The following is a 15,800-nucleotide window of genomic DNA, read 5'->3' on the forward strand; positions in this document are numbered from 1 at the left end:
TATCTGCTAAATAGAATGATATTCTAGATAATTATTTTGTGCGCAGGCTGCCCCTTATAAAAAACAACTCATTTTTATACTGGATATACAGGATGTTTTCTTGTACTAAATGTTAATTCTTTTGACTCATAATAGTTAAAGCGCTGGATAAGAACATTCCTCAATTCATTCGGTTGTACGACATCATCAACAATAAGCTCAGATGCTAATTTATAGATATCTATAGTTTGTTGATATTCTTTTTGCATTTCTTGTACATAGGATAGTCTCTCTTTTGGATCTTCAATTGCTTGAATTTTATTAGAATAAACCGCATTAACAGCAGCTTCTGGTCCCATTACAGCTATTTGTGCGGTCGGTAGAGCTATACAGCAATCCGGCTCAAATGCAGGGCCTGCCATCGCATATAAACCTGCACCGTATGCCTTTCGCACTATAACAGAAATTTTAGGGACAGTCGCAGAACTCATAGCGGCAATCAATTTAGCTCCATGTCTAATAATACCCGCTCTTTCAACCTTAGTTCCAATCATAAAACCTGGAACATCTGCCAAAAATAGCAATGGTATATGGAATGCATCACATAACTGGATAAACTTTGCCGCCTTATCGGCGGAATCAACAAATAAAACTCCACCTTTTATTTTTGGTTGATTGGCAATGATCCCGACTACTTTTCCGTCCATTCGAGCAAGACCTGTAATAATCTCCGGTGCAAATAGTTTCTTTATTTCAAAAAAACTATTCTCATCAATCAATGCTTCGATACATTCATACATATCAAAAGGTGCATTTTGATGCTTAGGCACAATCTCTTCAACTGTTCGCCCAAACTTTGGTTCTATTCCCTCAACTACTTTTGATTTCTCTTTAAAGTTTGCAGGAAAATAAGTTAAATATTTTTTCGCTGCCTCTATTCCTTCCTGTTCATTAGTAACTAGCATGTCTCCACAACCACTTACTGAACAGTGCATACGAGCACCGCCCATTTCCTCTAAGGATACTTTTTCTCCAATTACCTTCTCTGCCATCCTCGGAGATCCAAGGTACATCGATGCATTTTTATCTACCATAATCACAATGTCACAAAAAGCAGGAATATAGGCACCACCTGCTGCTGAAGGTCCAAATAATAAGCATACTTGTGGAATAACTCCTGAAAGTTTAACTTGATTATAGAAGATTCTACCTGCACCACGTCGATTTGGAAACATTTCTAATTGATCAGTGATCCGCGCACCCGCTGAATCTACTAAGTATAGTAGTGGGACTTGTATTTTTTCAGCAGTTTCTTGTATGCGAATGATTTTTTCTACTGTACGTGCTCCCCAAGACCCTGCTTTGACCGTTGAATCATTTGCCATTACACAAACTGTTTGGCCACCTATCTTACCAATTGCGGTTACAACTCCGTCTGCAGGTAGATTTTCCGCGCTATAATTGGCAAAAATTCCATCCTCTTCATATTCCCCATTATCAAAAAGAAGTTCAAGTCGTTCTCTTACGAATAATTTATTTTGAATGGCTAATTTTTCATGATATTTCTCGGGACCGCCACTTTTAATTCGGTCTTTTTTCAGTGAAATTGTTTCCTCAGTATTAGAAACAGACATCTCTTCTCCCCCTTATCCTGATTTATTGAATAGTGACTAATACATCACCTTCGTTAACAAAATCCCCGATGTTAACTTTAATTTCGGATACTATTCCCGCATCTATAGATTCGATTGGAATTTCCATTTTCATTGATTCAAGCATAATCACTACTTGACCGTTTTCTACTTTATCCCCACTATTAACCATTATATTTAGAACAGTTCCCGCCATTGAAGCAGTTATTTCCTTCATCCTCATTTCCTCCCTAATTCCTAATTTTAGGCTCTCATTTCATGAACTAATTCCGTAGTATATTGACCACATTGAAAATTATATTCGTCTAATACTTGAATTAAATATGGAATGTTCGTCTTGATTCCTTCTATGGATGTTTTCAATAAAAATTCTTTAGCTTTAAGAATACAAGAATCACGATCAGCAGCAAATATTATACATTTGGCTATCATTGGATCATAAAATGGTGTAACCTGTAAACCTTCACTATATCCCGCATCAATTCTTACCCCTTCCACTTCTCCCCATGACAATTGTGTAATGAGCCCGGGTGAAGGGTAAAAAGTTTTAGGATCTTCTGCATAGATACGCAATTCAATTGCATGTCCTCTCATGTCAATTTCTTCTTGAGTTAATGGAAGCTTCTCTCCTTGAGCAATGAGTATTTGCCATTTTACGAGGTCAATATTTGTTAACATTTCCGTTACTGGATGCTCCACCTGTAATCGAGTGTTCATTTCTAAAAAGTAAAAGTTTTCATCGTTATCAACGATAAATTCTACTGTTCCTGCATTTTCATATTTTACGGCCCTAGCAGCTTGTAAAGCAGCTGCATACATTTCCTTTTGTGTGTTTTTCGATAAATTCGGTGATGGGGCCTCTTCAATTACCTTTTGATTCCTGCGTTGTACAGAACAATTTCTTTCATATAAATGAATGATGTCACCATATTGATCTCCAACTATTTGTACTTCAATATGTCTGGCACAATCAATGCATTTTTCAATAAATACATCTTCTGATCCAAAATATGCTTTTGATCGATTTTTGGTAGATTCGTAGTGTTGATTGAGCGCTTGCTCATCTTCGCAGCGAACCATACCAATCCCACCGCCACCGCCACTTGCTTTTAACATAATGGGATAGCCAATATGTTTTGCTAACTTCTGCGCTTCCTGTAGTGTTTTCACCCCATCTACACTACCTGGTACTATAGGAACACCAGCTTCTTTCATTAATTTTCGCGCATTGATTTTATCCCCCATTTTTTCAATTGTTTCAGAAGAAGGTCCAATAAATTTAATCCCACTTTTTTGAACCTTAGAGGAGAATTGACTATTTTCAGATAGTAAACCGTAGCCTGGATGGATTCCATCTACTTTTTCCTGTAATGCTATTTCTATTATTTCATCCATATTTAAATATGATTTATTTACCGGTGCTTCACCAATTCGGTAGGAATAATCAGCTGCTTTAACAAACGGCATAGAAGAATCTGCATCTGAGAAGACGGCAACAGTTTCGATGCCCATTTGTTTACATGTCTTAATAATACGTAATGCAATTTCGCCACGATTGGCAATTAAAATTTTCTTCATGTTCATCCCCCTTCCCAAAAAGTTTATGCAAAGATTTATTACTATTGATAGTAAAAATTGCATTTATTTATTTTGGTTCAATAACATCAGGTCAAAGGAAAGAAAAACTCCTTCCTCTAACCATCAAATATAAAAAAAGAAAAATTTCTCTCCCCATCAGTTATATTTCTACAAAATTTTTATATTTCCTGCAAAAAATGAAAACGTTTTCTATACAATTTAAAAAGTATATTGATTTTAGCTGCAAATTTTTTAAGCTAAACAAAGGTGCAGAATTATTTGCAATTTTGTTATATAATTATATTAATTAGTTTGTTTTATAAGAATCAATTCTTAATTATTTTATTTGATCATTTTGCAATGTTTTTAAAATCATTTGATATTTATGCAAAAGGAGGAATTATCATGGCTATGAAAGTTGAGAGATTAAAAGTAAATTACAAGACACTCGAAGAATTTAAAATGTTTAAGGAATACGGTGTTCAAGAGTTGTCCATGCTTGAGGATTTACAGGAAAATATTATTGAAGATAATTGTGATTCTCCTTTTTATGGAATATATTACGGAGACAAATTAGTAGCACGTATGAGCCTTTATGAAAGAAGTGCCAAATATGATCTTTATTTTGATCCTCCACAGAATTATTTGGAATTATGGAAATTAGAAGTACTTCCAAACTATCAATTTAAGGGATATGGAAAAGCACTTGTTGAATTCGCCAAAGAATTCAATGTTCCAATTAAGACAAATTCAAGAATGAAATCGAAAGAGTTTTGGGAAAAAATGGGCTTCCAAACAGTCACATATGATATGGATAGGGACCTAGGACAAAACCCATTAGTTTGGTACCCTTCCGGTGTCAAAGAGAAAAAAACAAACAGCTAAGCTGTTTGTTTTTTTATTCGCTATGTTGCAATGATAATTTCCGTGCCCTATCTAAAATGGCTATCATAGAAGAGTATTCTTTTTGAAGCGCTTCATAATCATTTTTTTGTTTTTCATATCTTTGTTGAAGCTCTTGATAGGAGTTTTGTAATCGTTTTATTTGATCTTGTAGGATTAGATTTTCTTTTTCAGTATTATCATTAATCCCTACTTCATTTTGAAGTTGCTGCAAAAATGAAATAACTTCCTGAATATGTTGATTTATTTTTCCATTCTCTTCTTTTTTCTGTTCCACATGTACAGTTTCATTCAATGGTGGTTCAGATAGTTTATTTTTACCCTTCTGCTCTTTTCTTTGTTTTTTTGCTAGTTCAATTCCAGATTTATATTGTTTTCGTACATATGAGTTCCAACGAAAGCCACATGCAGCAGCCGTTCTATTCATTTGTTTTCCAACTTCTTCGAAGGCTTGAAGTTGTGTTCCGCCATCACGAATATGTCTTAAAACTACCTCTGCAAGTAATAGGTCTTCATCATGTGTCCATGCATCTTGTCGAGTTGATGACATTTCTATCCCTCCTAAAGCATTTTATTATTCATACATATGCGCTTAGTAGAAAAGATAGACTAAGATTGCATGAGAATTATAGAGTGGACTTTTATTTTATTTTAGCATGATCGATCCTTAAACTTACTTAACTAGGTAATATTTAGCAGCTATTAACTACTCCTTTTTTCTAGTACGGAATTTTTCGACGGCTTGATGGTGTTCCTCTTTTTCCCATAATATCGAACAATTTCTAATTTCCTTTTCCATTCTAGATTGTAGTGCTGAATGTTGCCATTTGGACACGAGTACCTCTTTATAACACATTAATACATGTAAATGATTCTTTACTATATGAGATAAATAAACTTCTGCTGTATGAATATCAATTTTTTCAAAAACCTCTTGAACAAATCCTAGTTCTTTAAGCTGGTCTGTTGAATAAGTATTCGCTTCCAATAAAATTTTCATTGCTTCATGTGGTGGTAATTTCTCATACAGTATCGAGGCACCACCCCAACCCGTAGTAATTCCCAATCTCCCTTGAATGAATCCCATATTGCATTCTTTCTTAGCAATACGAAAGTCACATGCTGTAGCTATTTCACAGCCTCCACCAACTGCAGAGCCATTAATCAAAGCTAATGTTGGTTTATTAAAAGTAGCTAATCGGTATAGAAGATTTCCCATTTTCGATAACATGGAATACGCTTCATCCGATGTTTTTAATTGGTGAAATTCATCTAAATCCCCCCCAGAGCAAAACGCTTGTTTACCTGTACCCGTAATGACAAGAGTTTTTACCTGTTGATCTTTCTCTGCCCAATCTAATGCTTCTTCTAGCCCTTTTATTACATTGAAATTTACCGCATTTCTCTTTTCTGGTCGATTGATCCTCCATTCTAAAATTCCTGATGGATGTGAAGTAATAATGAAATCATCCATTTCCCCTACCCCCTTATCTATTAATTACATATTTAATACACAATAAAAAAACGTGAAGAGCCATGGTCTCTTCACGTTTTTCTGCCAATGAAATAGAAAACTCAGGACTATCCCTTCATTTATTTCATTAGTCTAAAGGTATAAAGGTTACCCTTAGTTATTTACTACATCTTTGCCTTTATATGTTCCACACGCTTTACATACACGGTGTGCAAGTTTCATTTCGCCACAATTAGGGCATTCAACCATGCCAGGAACTTGTAGTTTGAAATGTGTACGGCGTTTTCTTTTCGCTGTTTTAGATGTTCTTCTAAAAGGTACTGCCATTCTTCCCACCTCCTTATAGAGATCACTGTTGTTATAAGATCCAATTATGCTGGTTCTTCAAATTATTATGATTGTTCATCAAAGAATTTTGCTAATCCAGCAAGGCGTGGATCAATCTTCTTTTCTTTGTTTTCCTCGTCTTGTTTAACTTGATCTTCCGTTACAACTTCCCACTCAGTACCAGAAGGAAGATGCTGGTCATCTTTAGCTTGTTCACTAAATACCTGAATCGGAATTTCAAGTAGGATTAATTCTATAATGACAGGATCTAAATCTACTACATCACCCTGAGTATGGTGTATCTCCACATCATCCTCTTCATCATAAGAAGTAGAGGACTGGTAATGAAATATTTCAGTAGAATGAACGTCAATTGGATAATCCACATCCACAAGGGTTCTCGAGCAAGGCAATATTAATTTCCCTGTTATATGTAAATGAAATGTTACTTTCTCCGAAGTAATATTTGCATTCCCGATAACATGAATAGGCGATACATCTCGAATTTGAGGATCCCTATTTTTTAGGGCATCAGCTAAATCGATTGTTTCATTAATATCCATGCTCTTACCACGATACTTTTGTAATTGAATTGTTGACCACTTCAATGAATTCACCCCAAGACAACAAAGGTAATTATAGCTTTCATTATACCTTTTGTCAATATTTTATCTTTACGCTATTTTGTGCATCATTTAAAACTTGCCCTATTCATAGTATTGTATATTCTTTTCGCTAAAATTCAACTATCTAGTATGCAAATCCTATCAAAAACATCATTGAGTTAATCGCATTGCATTGAAAAGCAAATAAAATATCATCAGGCACCACTGATGAAACAGTTATAGGCGTTGTCTAACACATAAGTAATAACAGAATCCATAAGGAATGGTGAACTCCTTCCTATCAAGTAGACAGCGGAAATAATAATAGTGCTTGATGTACTATAATCCTGTTTATCAATGGGCTTATGCCATGTAATTTATCTTGTTTCTCTCTACAACAACTTATTCTAATCTCAGTTTTATTTTACCCTCACTCCGAATGAACCGGTCTCCTTGCATAAAGCAATTAAATTCTATTGTACAATCTTCACCCACAGTCTAACTGTTTTGTGCTTGCATGAGTTCATATATCTTACGAGCTGTGTTGACATTTCTTATAGTAACTTGTTTGTATAACTTGGATCCAATTATCTTTAACATTCCACTTTTGGTTACATCTTTCTTGTCAACAGACCAAAGAATCGCACCGGGAACATATTTTACCGTATCAACATTTGGTTTGATGACCAGTTTCTTAAGTACTGATTCATCATCAATTTCATCCCATAAAAACATGACATCACTTTTCATGTCTTTGTCATTTTTCCATGTGTCAGGAATTGCGTTAATAATTGCTCTTACATTATCGAGACTACGAACTACTACTTTAATTTGTAATCCGAAATCATCATGTATCACATCTTCCAAAATACGGGATAGTTCAGTTTGGGATTTACCTTTGCATGAAAAAATAATATTACCAGTATTGATATATGTCACTACATCATTCATCCCGGCCTTTTCAAATGTTTGTTTAAGTACTTTCATGTCAATTTTATTTTTACCACCTACATTAATTCCCCGCAGAAGAGCGATATATACCATAAGTATCTTCCTTTCGACATTCACTTTTAATCCATCCTGTTAAACTTAACCTGCAAATATAGTTAAAAAAGATCTTTTTAAATAGGTTTTTTAAACATTATTTCATTTAAAGAGACAATTCGTTTAATTGTTAGTAATCTAAAGCACTTTCTAACCAGCAAAGCGATATTTCTGATATGTTTAAATTTTACAACATTCATATACTAGTGTAATTGAATCGAATTTTATAGGCAATTACATACACTAATAAGACAGGAATGATTAAACCTAATTAAAAAACCGTTTCACTCAAAATTGCTGTATTTAGGCTGGCTATTTCTTTAAACCTAAACGCTTACATGATATATTTAGTCAAAACACTTTTTATTTCTGGAGGAAAAAATGAAAAGCACTGGTCTTATTGTAGAATATAATCCGTTCCACAATGGACATCTTCATCATGTTGAACAGGCACGTCAATTAACTAATGCAGATGTCATTATTGCAGTAATGAGCGGTAATTTTCTCCAGCGTGGAGAGCCTGCTATTGTATCAAAATGGGCAAGAGCTAAAATGGCATTATCTGCTGGAGTTGATTTAGTAGTTGAATTACCTTATGTCTTTGCAGTCCAGCATGCAAAAAAATTTGCTTTTGGTTCAATCAATATCCTCAAGGCATTAGATTGTGACAATTTTTGTTTTGGAAGTGAATCAGGAGATATTGATGAATTTTATCAAGCATTAAATTTTATAAAAGTTAATCAAGTGACCTATGAAGAAAATGTAAAAAAATTAATGAAAACTGGAATTAGCTTTCCATCAGCTCTCACAAATAGTTTTACAATGATTAATCATCAAGGTGAGTTTGTCGATCTTACCAAGCCAAATAACATTCTAGGTTTCCATTATATCGAAGCAAATCATGAATTAATAACACCCATGAAAGCCTATACTATTAAACGAAAAAATGCCAATTACCATGATAAAGAGTTTTCATCATCCACCATCGCAAGTGCAACATCTATTCGGAAAGCTACTTTTGAAGGAAATCAATCCCTACAGAAAATTGAACAGTATATTCCTGACTCAACACTTAAAGCTATGGAAGAATATTTATCTGAATATGGCTCGTTTCATCATTGGGAACAATATTGGCCTTTTCTCCAATATCGTCTACTAAATATAAGCAGTGAGGATTTAGAAAAAATATATGATATTGAAGAAGGACTGGAGCATCGTCTACAAAAAATGGCTAAAGAATCACAAAGTTTTCATGAGTTTATGAATAAAATAAAAACAAAAAGATATACATGGACACGTCTCCAAAGAATATGTGTTCATATATTAACAAATACAAAGAAAAATGAAATGAAGAAGCTACACGATGAGATTCAATACATACGACTTTTAGGAATGACACACAAAGGTAGGGAATATTTAAATCATAAAAAAAAGGACCTTCCATTTCCGATTATCTCTAAACTATCTTCATACCCAAATAAAATTGTTCAACTAGACGTTCGTGCAGCAAATATTTATGCTCAAGGACTACAGGAGCCATACCGATCATCTTTATTTAAAATGGAGTATGCCCAACCACCATATTATTTTAAATAAAGGCTATTATCGTCACGTTTATTGCTTATATAAGCCCAATGCCGACGTTTAAAATCCAATAAGGGTCTTTAAACCTCTCTTAGGAAGTTTACGGCTCTTTTCCAGTGAAATGAAGGGGAATGACGGTATTTAACTTATTTCGGATTAGTTATCTGTTTATCCAAAGAAAAATGATGGTTATCCCAAACTTCACAAAAGTGAATGAGAGATAACCATTTGTCTTTCCTTTTATTTCAATGCTTTTAAATAATTTAATGCATCATCAAATGTTTTTACAGGTACAATTTTCATTTTCGTGCCAATATCTTTTGCAGCTTTTACAGCTTCTTTATAATTCGATTGAATATTAGGGTATGCTTTTTTCATTTCTGGTGTAATTTCATCGTCTGGGGCAAAAAAGATTTCGGCTCCTTCTTTATCAGCAGCAACCACTTTTTTATCGATACCACCAATCCGCCCCACTGTTCCATCTGGATCAATCGTTCCAGTACCTGCAATACTATGACCTTTCGTAAGATCATTTTTGGTTAATTGATTGTAAATTTCTAAACTAAACATTAATCCGGCCGATGGACCTCCAATACTTTCTGTTTTTAATTTTACTTTCGGATCTGAAATTATTTCACGATCATCGACAAGTCCTATTCCCATACCGATTTTTCCATCTGCATGATCAAATTTCGCTAATTGAATAGTTGAATTTTTTTCTTTTCCCTTCCTAACAAATGTAATCGTAATCGTATCAGCGACTTGTTTCTTTTGTACATAATCAATAAATTTCTCAGATGACTCAAAAGAATGACCGTCAATTTTAGTAATTCGATCACCTGGCTTTAATACTTTTGCAGCTGGCATATCTGGATACACATCAAGAACATAAACACCTTTATAATTAGAATCAACAAACTTCCCTGCTCTAGAATATGCTACTTGAATAGCATTATTTTTCGAAGATTCCATTAAATATAATTGATAAACATTATACTCTTCTTCAGTTTGGTCTTTATCTCGAACTTCATTTAGAGGAACAATATCTTCATATTTTTTTACTTTTGCAAGTAAATAATTATAAATATTTGCCCTTCCCATACGCACCGTAGTAAGCATTAATTTGCCTTTATCATGATAACCATTTTCGACCTGAACTACCGTGTCTAGTTCATGTGCCATTCCTGGCTTCTCTACATAAAATGGTAACTGATAAAAAGTAAGAGCTAGCAAAATAATCAACACAATAAAAATTATACGAAGCCATATTTTACGTTTCATTCTCTTTATTCACCTTCCATTCCTCTATCATTTGCCTTATTTCAGGGATGAATTTTTTCGTTTCCTCTTCTCCTATCTTAATGATTTCTTCGATATTTGTAAAAGCACGTGAATCATAGTGTGAAGCGTCAGGTTGAATAAAGATATCTGATGCACCCTCATGATTAGCCAAAGCCTCCATTTGAAGGATATCAATACTCTGCATAATCACATCATAAATATTTGTGATTTCAGCATCCTTTTTCACTCTGGAAACATCAACACCGATTATAATATCTGCCCCCATCTCTTTAACTACAGAAATGGGAACACGATCAATAACTCCACCATCAACTAATAAACGATCATTCACCTTTTCTGGTACAAATATTCCCGGAATTGATAAACTTGCACGAACTGCATCCGCAATTGGACCTTGTGCGAAAACAACTTTCTCTCCTTTGATTAAGTCGGTAGCAACTACTTGAACAGGAATTTGTAAATCCTCCAAATTTTTATTATGCGTAAATGTTTTTATTAAATCCTTCACCCTATTCCCAGCAATAAACCCCATTTTTGGGATGGTAAAGTCTAAATAGTACTTACGTTTAAAAGCGGTAGAAATTTTTATTAGTTGTTCCATACTATGTCCAAAACTATAAAAAACAGCAACGAGCGCTCCCATACTGCTTCCTGCAAGATAATCAATAGTTATCTTATTTTCTTCTAAAACTTTTAGCACACCTAAATGAGCAAATCCGCGCGCCCCACCGGAACCTAATGCTAAGCCTATTTTTGGTTTCATCACCAATATCCCCCCAATAAAAAGGATCATATTTTTCTATTAAATTTTCACTGTTCCTTACATAATATGGTCTAAAATATTTCTCTATGAGTATATTGAGTTATATGAGGACAAGTATAAATGTAATATCAATAGGGGAGGAACAAAGCTTGATACTGTCAAAACTTAAAACGATATTCTTAGCTTCAGGGGCAACTTTAATGGCTATATCCATGATTATCCTTCCTGAACAAACATTTGGAGCATCTGTAAGAGGCTTAAAAATTTGGTGGGAAACGGTGTTCCCTTCTCTTTTTCCCTTTTTTGTTATTTCAGAATTACTAATCGGCTTTGGTGTCGTGAAATTTATCGGTGTTATCCTCGAACCTCTTATGAGACCATTATTTAGGGTTCCAGGTGTTGGCGGTTTTGCTTGGGCAATGGGGATGGCTTCAGGGAATCCCGCAGGAGCTAAGATCACTGCACGATTGAGGCAAGAAAGACAGCTTTCAAAAATTGAAGCAGAAAGACTCGTTTCCTTTACAAATTATTCAAGCCCTTTATTTATCTTCGTTGCTGTATCTGTTGGTTTTTTTCACGATAAGAATTTAGGAATTCTTTTTGCGATTGCTCATTATTTAGGAAACTTTTTTGTTGGAATCATCATGAGATTTTATGGGTATTCACGATATGAACGTATGACAGCAAAGAAAAGGAAATTTCCAATTTGGGAGGCAATTCGTGCCCTACATAAAACTAGGATAGAAGATAAAAGACCAATTGGTAAATTACTCGGTGATGCAGTCACATCATCCATACATACATTGCTCATGATTGGTGGATTTATCATTTTATTTTCTGTAATGAATCGATTACTCTATCACCTTCACATTACCGCTCTATTAGCCAGTGTTATTGAACATTTTTTCGCGGTTTTACATTTTCCGAAACTGCTTAGTATTCCTTTTATATCAGGTCTTTTTGAAATTACAATAGGCAGTGACCTTATTAGTCGAGTTAAAGAATCAACGCTTTTCCAACAAGCGATATTAACTAGTTTTATACTTGGATTTGGCGGTTTTAGTATCCAAGCACAGGTAGCAAGTATTCTTGCACAGACAGATATTCGTTTTAAACCATTCTTTATCGCTCGAATATTTCATGGTATCTTCGCAGCTGTTATTACGATATTTATTTGGGAACCAGTTTATATGAATCTACGTGAAACCTTTAATCCGTCAGTTACTCTTCCTGTCTTTGGACAAGATCAACAGGGCATACTAGAATATTTATATCATTTGAGCGTCCAGTTAGGTCCACTTATTACGATAACATCATTAATCATTTATATTTTGATTTATCAAAGATCCTTATTTTCCAATCAAAAAAAATAGACGCAAGTCTCGCGTCTATTTTTCTTTATATTTACTATATTTTTCATTTAATGCTCTTTCTACTTCAGGTGGAACAAGTTCAGATATGGAGCCTTTATACTTTGCAGCCTCCTTTACAATGCTCGAGCTTAGAAAGGAATACTGATTATTCGTCATAATAAAAAACGTCTCAATTTCCTCATTTAGAACCCTATTCATTGATGTAATTTGCATTTCGTATTCGAAATCAGAAACAGCTCTAAGCCCCCGAATAATCGCATTGGCTTGAACACTTTTCGCATAATCAACCAGTAAGCCTTGAAATGAATCAACAGAAACATTTGGAATAACCTTGGTTACCTCTTCAATTAAACGAACTCTTTCTTCCACTGTAAATAAAGGATTTTTAGCTGAATTATTTAAGATGACGACATATACCTTATCAAATACTTTAGCCGCCCTTTTTATAATATCTAAATGTCCGTATGTAACAGGATCAAAACTACCTGGACAAACTGCGATACTCCCCATGTTCAATTCCCCCTTAGTCACCTTTGCCAATCGTACTATAAATAGAAATACTTATAATTCCATATTGCGCCTTTTTCACCTGTTCAAGTTCTCCCACATTATCTGGTAATTGAATGTCTGAACTATGTTCACAAACAACGTAACCGCTTCCAACTAGTAATTTCTTCCTATCAATAATTTCTAGTAAAGAAATTAATTTCTGCTTTTTATATGGTGGATCTAGGAAAATAATATCAAATTGTATATTTCTTTTTATTATCGCATTTAGTGCTCTTTCTGAATCATTTCGATATATTTCACTTTGTTCTTCAAAACCACATGAGTGAATATTCGATTTGATCGTTTGATATGCCTGGTGATCTCGGTCAACAAAAATAACCTTTTCTAACCCCCGGCTTAATCCTTCAATACCAAGACCACCACTTCCAGCAAATAAATCTAATCCAATGCCTTTTTCAAAATAAGGTCCTACCATATTAAAAATAGCTTCTTTAACCTTATCAGTAGTTGGTCTTGTTTGATTTCCTGAAACAGATTTCAACTGCTTGCCTTTTTGGCTGCCAGAAATTACTCTCATTCAATTCACCACATTGCTCCTAAATTTTCATTTCTTATCCTACCACAATGTTGAAACATGGAAAAGCGAAATGTGAAATCGTTTATCTGCTAGTCTCTTTTCTCAAACTTTCTTGCTATTTAAGAAAAGTCGGAACTCATAACTATCAACTGTAGACCTCCGTACCTTCATTCCACACAAATCAGCTGCAAACCCCATAAGAACCTCTGAATCTTTTTGTGGATGAAGAAACTTTTTTTACAAAAGCAACAAACTATACAAATACTGTCTTCTTCTAAGTAGTATACTTAATCCTTACAATTGTATTTTTTTGTTTTTGGCTACCTTAAAACATTATGTATAATTTTGCCGATGATGGTGATACTTTAATTAGCAACATCATTTTGCGATGTTGTTGCCAACCGCGGAGAAGACTTACGTTTCCCCATAAGTTCTTCCTCCGGTTTCTCCTCTCCCTTTGCCTTCTGTCCTTTACATAGGATATAGAAGGACCCTGCAGCGATCTGCAGGGTTTTTTATTATTTGACTCTTTGATTAAATATTGTCCAAGGGAAGTTTAAACGAATTAATATCGGTTGAAGACACCAACCTTCTTTTAGCACCAGAAAGGAGTGACAAACTTCATACATGCTTTAATCAAATATTTGTATTTCTTTATTTGTTTCACTAATTTTTGTATTAAAAATTTGCTTAGCCCAATTTATATCAATAAAATATTCATGATTCAATTTTAAAAAAGGATTAGAGAGTAAACCATACTTATCCCCATTAAATGTAAATGTTTTTCCTTGCAAATAAAAATGAAATTGATTTTCTCCACTTGTAAGTATAATAGATTGTTCCTGTTCATTATTTTTTATCTCATATCCTAAAGCCTTAGCTAATTTTAAAAAGGAAAGGTATTTCTTATCTTGATAAGAATACAGATGTAACCCGCTTACCTCTTTTCCTTTTACACTAATTGATCTTGGGTCAAATGTAATAAAAGGCTTCATTGGAAATTCATAGATATGATTATCTGAAAAAAATGTTGTGCCATATCCTGTTGTTTTTTCAAATAATTGATCTAACTTTTCACTGGTCATATTTGAGGTTTCACTGAAAATCCGTTCTACCCAATGGTTTAACTTTTCCTCGCCAATCGTTGCCTTTATATTTTCGTACATATTCTTAGCTTTATTAGAACCAACTGCTCTTTTTAACTGTGCTGAAACAATAATATCTGACATCCACTCTTCTTTCGTTTTAAAGGTAAGAGCTTGCTTAATGACCTCTCGGCTAATCCGTTCCTCTATCTCTTTAGGTGAAGCGTTTGGATTCAAAATAAGAAGTGACGGCAGCAATGTTTGTGGATAGGAATTAGTCATAATAACCGCGATCGGGTTAGGTTTTTTAATTAGATTTTCTATTAGACTCGTATTAATTGATGGGAGATTTATAGTTTTTTGATGATAAAACGTGAGCCAATCATTTAACTTTTCTCCCTCTAATTCATTATTTTGCCAATAAAGATTGGTAGCCTGTCCTTTAAAATCAAAAACAAAGTAATTAATCCATTTTTTTTGCTTTATCGTCGTATTATTAGAGGGCGTTATCCAGTTCCCATGCTTATATTGCTTTTCTATTAAATTGATTTTACTATCTGCTATATTTAAAGATGAAAGCTTAAAAAACCAATCTTTTAATAGGAAGGCAACCCGGTTTCCGTTTTCTTTTAATTCATATTGAAATGTAATACGATCTGAATCGACCTTTAATTTAGACTTATTTTCATTTTCCCAGACACATTTTTGTTGTTTTTCTCCAACAATACAAATTAGATTTTCAATGCCACTTGGCCATTCAATTGAATACGTACCACTTGATAGTGAGTGTATGACTTGCTTAATATAAAAGGTACGATTATTATGTTCAATTGTAATCGTTTGACTTGCTTTTTCTACTTCTTGCTTTTTTTGTTCACTTGAATAACCATGCCATTGGAAATAAAGTATACTACCGATGAAAATGAACAGAAAAAAAATCAAATATTTTACCACTGACTTACGAAACATCCTTTTTCCCCTTTAATTAATTATTTCTAATTTGATCTCGAATACTTCTCTGTTTGCTATCACAATGATACAATA

16 protein-coding genes are annotated in these 15,800 nt (G+C 33.9%); 3 read left to right on the top strand and 13 right to left on the bottom strand.

From position 1 onward, the window contains the following. Nucleotides 1-74: 74 nt before the first annotated feature. From NST63_RS16575 to NST63_RS16585, 3 genes are read right to left on the bottom strand one after another with little or no spacing between them, the layout of a single operon-like run. On the bottom strand, nt 75-1,613 hold the full coding sequence (locus tag NST63_RS16575) for an acyl-CoA carboxylase subunit beta (RefSeq protein WP_341042987.1): 1,539 nt from the start codon (nt 1,611-1,613) through the stop codon (nt 75-77). 22 nt (nt 1,614-1,635) lie between these two features. Beyond that, on the bottom strand, nt 1,636-1,848 hold the full coding sequence (locus NST63_RS16580) for an acetyl-CoA carboxylase biotin carboxyl carrier protein subunit (protein WP_212942054.1): 213 nt from the start codon (nt 1,846-1,848) through the stop codon (nt 1,636-1,638). 26 nt (nt 1,849-1,874) lie between these two features. After that, entirely contained in the window at nt 1,875-3,209 is a 1,335-nt protein-coding gene (locus tag NST63_RS16585) for an acetyl-CoA carboxylase biotin carboxylase subunit (protein ID WP_341042989.1), read from the bottom strand. 405 nt (nt 3,210-3,614) lie between these two features. Between NST63_RS16585 and NST63_RS16590 the strand changes: the two genes are divergently transcribed. After that, complete coding sequence (locus NST63_RS16590; RefSeq protein WP_058002742.1) at nt 3,615-4,094, top strand: N-acetyltransferase; 480 nt, start codon at nt 3,615-3,617, stop codon at nt 4,092-4,094. A 13-nt stretch (nt 4,095-4,107) separates the two neighbouring features. Here the strand turns inward: NST63_RS16590 and NST63_RS16595 are convergent, their stop codons facing one another. The 5 genes from NST63_RS16595 to NST63_RS16615 form a co-directional block, all read right to left on the bottom strand. Continuing rightward, nucleotides 4,108-4,662, bottom strand: a complete 555-nt coding sequence (locus NST63_RS16595; RefSeq protein WP_341042991.1) for an RsfA family transcriptional regulator — start codon at nt 4,660-4,662, stop codon at nt 4,108-4,110. 156 nt (nt 4,663-4,818) lie between these two features. Beyond that, entirely contained in the window at nt 4,819-5,586 is a 768-nt protein-coding gene (locus NST63_RS16600) for an enoyl-CoA hydratase/isomerase family protein (RefSeq protein WP_212942065.1), read from the bottom strand. A 153-nt stretch (nt 5,587-5,739) separates the two neighbouring features. Further along, nucleotides 5,740-5,913: a 50S ribosomal protein L32 gene (gene rpmF, locus NST63_RS16605; RefSeq protein ID WP_058002541.1), complete on the bottom strand. Its 174-nt coding sequence runs from the start codon at nt 5,911-5,913 to the stop codon at nt 5,740-5,742. Between the two features lie 65 nt (nt 5,914-5,978). Beyond that, nucleotides 5,979-6,530: a YceD family protein gene (locus tag NST63_RS16610; RefSeq protein ID WP_306420336.1), complete on the bottom strand. Its 552-nt coding sequence runs from the start codon at nt 6,528-6,530 to the stop codon at nt 5,979-5,981. Nucleotides 6,531-7,016: 486 nt separating this feature from the next. Then, entirely contained in the window at nt 7,017-7,562 is a 546-nt protein-coding gene (locus NST63_RS16615) for a DUF1697 domain-containing protein (protein WP_341042995.1), read from the bottom strand. Nucleotides 7,563-7,943: 381 nt separating this feature from the next. Between NST63_RS16615 and NST63_RS16620 the strand changes: the two genes are divergently transcribed. Further along, entirely contained in the window at nt 7,944-9,158 is a 1,215-nt protein-coding gene (locus tag NST63_RS16620; protein WP_212942069.1) for a nucleotidyltransferase, read from the top strand. A 228-nt stretch (nt 9,159-9,386) separates the two neighbouring features. Here the strand turns inward: NST63_RS16620 and NST63_RS16625 are convergent, their stop codons facing one another. After that, complete coding sequence (locus NST63_RS16625) at nt 9,387-10,427, bottom strand: SepM family pheromone-processing serine protease (RefSeq protein ID WP_341042996.1); 1,041 nt, start codon at nt 10,425-10,427, stop codon at nt 9,387-9,389. Beyond that, nucleotides 10,417-11,214, bottom strand: a complete 798-nt coding sequence (locus NST63_RS16630) for a patatin-like phospholipase family protein (RefSeq protein WP_341042997.1) — start codon at nt 11,212-11,214, stop codon at nt 10,417-10,419. Before NST63_RS16630 ends, NST63_RS16625 begins: the two co-directional genes overlap by 11 nt. Before the next feature lie 146 nt (nt 11,215-11,360). On the opposite strand from NST63_RS16630, the gene ylbJ reads away from it, so the two are divergent. Beyond that, the gene (gene ylbJ, locus NST63_RS16635) at nt 11,361-12,584 is read left to right on the top strand and encodes a sporulation integral membrane protein YlbJ (protein WP_212942072.1); all 1,224 of its coding nucleotides are present in this window, start codon (nt 11,361-11,363) and stop codon (nt 12,582-12,584) included. A 15-nt stretch (nt 12,585-12,599) separates the two neighbouring features. Here ylbJ and coaD read toward each other — a convergent pair whose 3' ends face one another. The 3 genes from coaD to NST63_RS16650 form a co-directional block, all read right to left on the bottom strand. Next, nucleotides 12,600-13,094: a pantetheine-phosphate adenylyltransferase gene (gene coaD, locus NST63_RS16640; RefSeq protein ID WP_212942074.1), complete on the bottom strand. Its 495-nt coding sequence runs from the start codon at nt 13,092-13,094 to the stop codon at nt 12,600-12,602. A gap of 13 nt (nt 13,095-13,107) precedes the next feature. Further along, nucleotides 13,108-13,671 (bottom strand): 16S rRNA (guanine(966)-N(2))-methyltransferase RsmD, encoded by a 564-nt coding sequence (gene rsmD, locus NST63_RS16645; RefSeq protein WP_212942078.1) that lies wholly within the window; start codon nt 13,669-13,671, stop codon nt 13,108-13,110. A 632-nt stretch (nt 13,672-14,303) separates the two neighbouring features. Further along, nucleotides 14,304-15,725, bottom strand: coding sequence for a stalk domain-containing protein (locus tag NST63_RS16650; RefSeq protein WP_341042998.1), 1,422 nt, complete (start codon nt 15,723-15,725; stop codon nt 14,304-14,306). Nucleotides 15,726-15,800: the final 75 nt, after the last annotated feature.

This window comes from Heyndrickxia sp. FSL W8-0496 (genome assembly GCF_038007825.1).
GTDB classification, from domain to species: Bacteria; Bacillota; Bacilli; order Bacillales; family Bacillaceae_C; genus Heyndrickxia; species Heyndrickxia oleronia.

Coding starts and splice junctions, on each gene's coding strand:
- NST63_RS16615 (WP_341042995.1), bottom strand. CDS start 7,562: ATGGTATATATCGCTCTTCTGCGGGGAATTAATGTAGGTGGTAAAAAT.
- NST63_RS16580 (WP_212942054.1), bottom strand. CDS start 1,848: ATGAAGGAAATAACTGCTTCAATGGCGGGAACTGTTCTAAATATAATG.
- NST63_RS16595 (WP_341042991.1), bottom strand. CDS start 4,662: ATGTCATCAACTCGACAAGATGCATGGACACATGATGAAGACCTATTA.
- NST63_RS16585 (WP_341042989.1), bottom strand. CDS start 3,209: ATGAAGAAAATTTTAATTGCCAATCGTGGCGAAATTGCATTACGTATT.
- NST63_RS16620 (WP_212942069.1), top strand. CDS start 7,944: ATGAAAAGCACTGGTCTTATTGTAGAATATAATCCGTTCCACAATGGA.
- NST63_RS16650 (WP_341042998.1), bottom strand. CDS start 15,725: ATGTTTCGTAAGTCAGTGGTAAAATATTTGATTTTTTTTCTGTTCATT.
- NST63_RS16625 (WP_341042996.1), bottom strand. CDS start 10,427: ATGAAACGTAAAATATGGCTTCGTATAATTTTTATTGTGTTGATTATT.
- rsmD (WP_212942078.1), bottom strand. CDS start 13,671: ATGAGAGTAATTTCTGGCAGCCAAAAAGGCAAGCAGTTGAAATCTGTT.
- coaD (WP_212942074.1), bottom strand. CDS start 13,094: ATGGGGAGTATCGCAGTTTGTCCAGGTAGTTTTGATCCTGTTACATAC.
- NST63_RS16600 (WP_212942065.1), bottom strand. CDS start 5,586: ATGGATGATTTCATTATTACTTCACATCCATCAGGAATTTTAGAATGG.
- NST63_RS16575 (WP_341042987.1), bottom strand. CDS start 1,613: ATGTCTGTTTCTAATACTGAGGAAACAATTTCACTGAAAAAAGACCGA.
- NST63_RS16590 (WP_058002742.1), top strand. CDS start 3,615: ATGGCTATGAAAGTTGAGAGATTAAAAGTAAATTACAAGACACTCGAA.
- rpmF (WP_058002541.1), bottom strand. CDS start 5,913: ATGGCAGTACCTTTTAGAAGAACATCTAAAACAGCGAAAAGAAAACGC.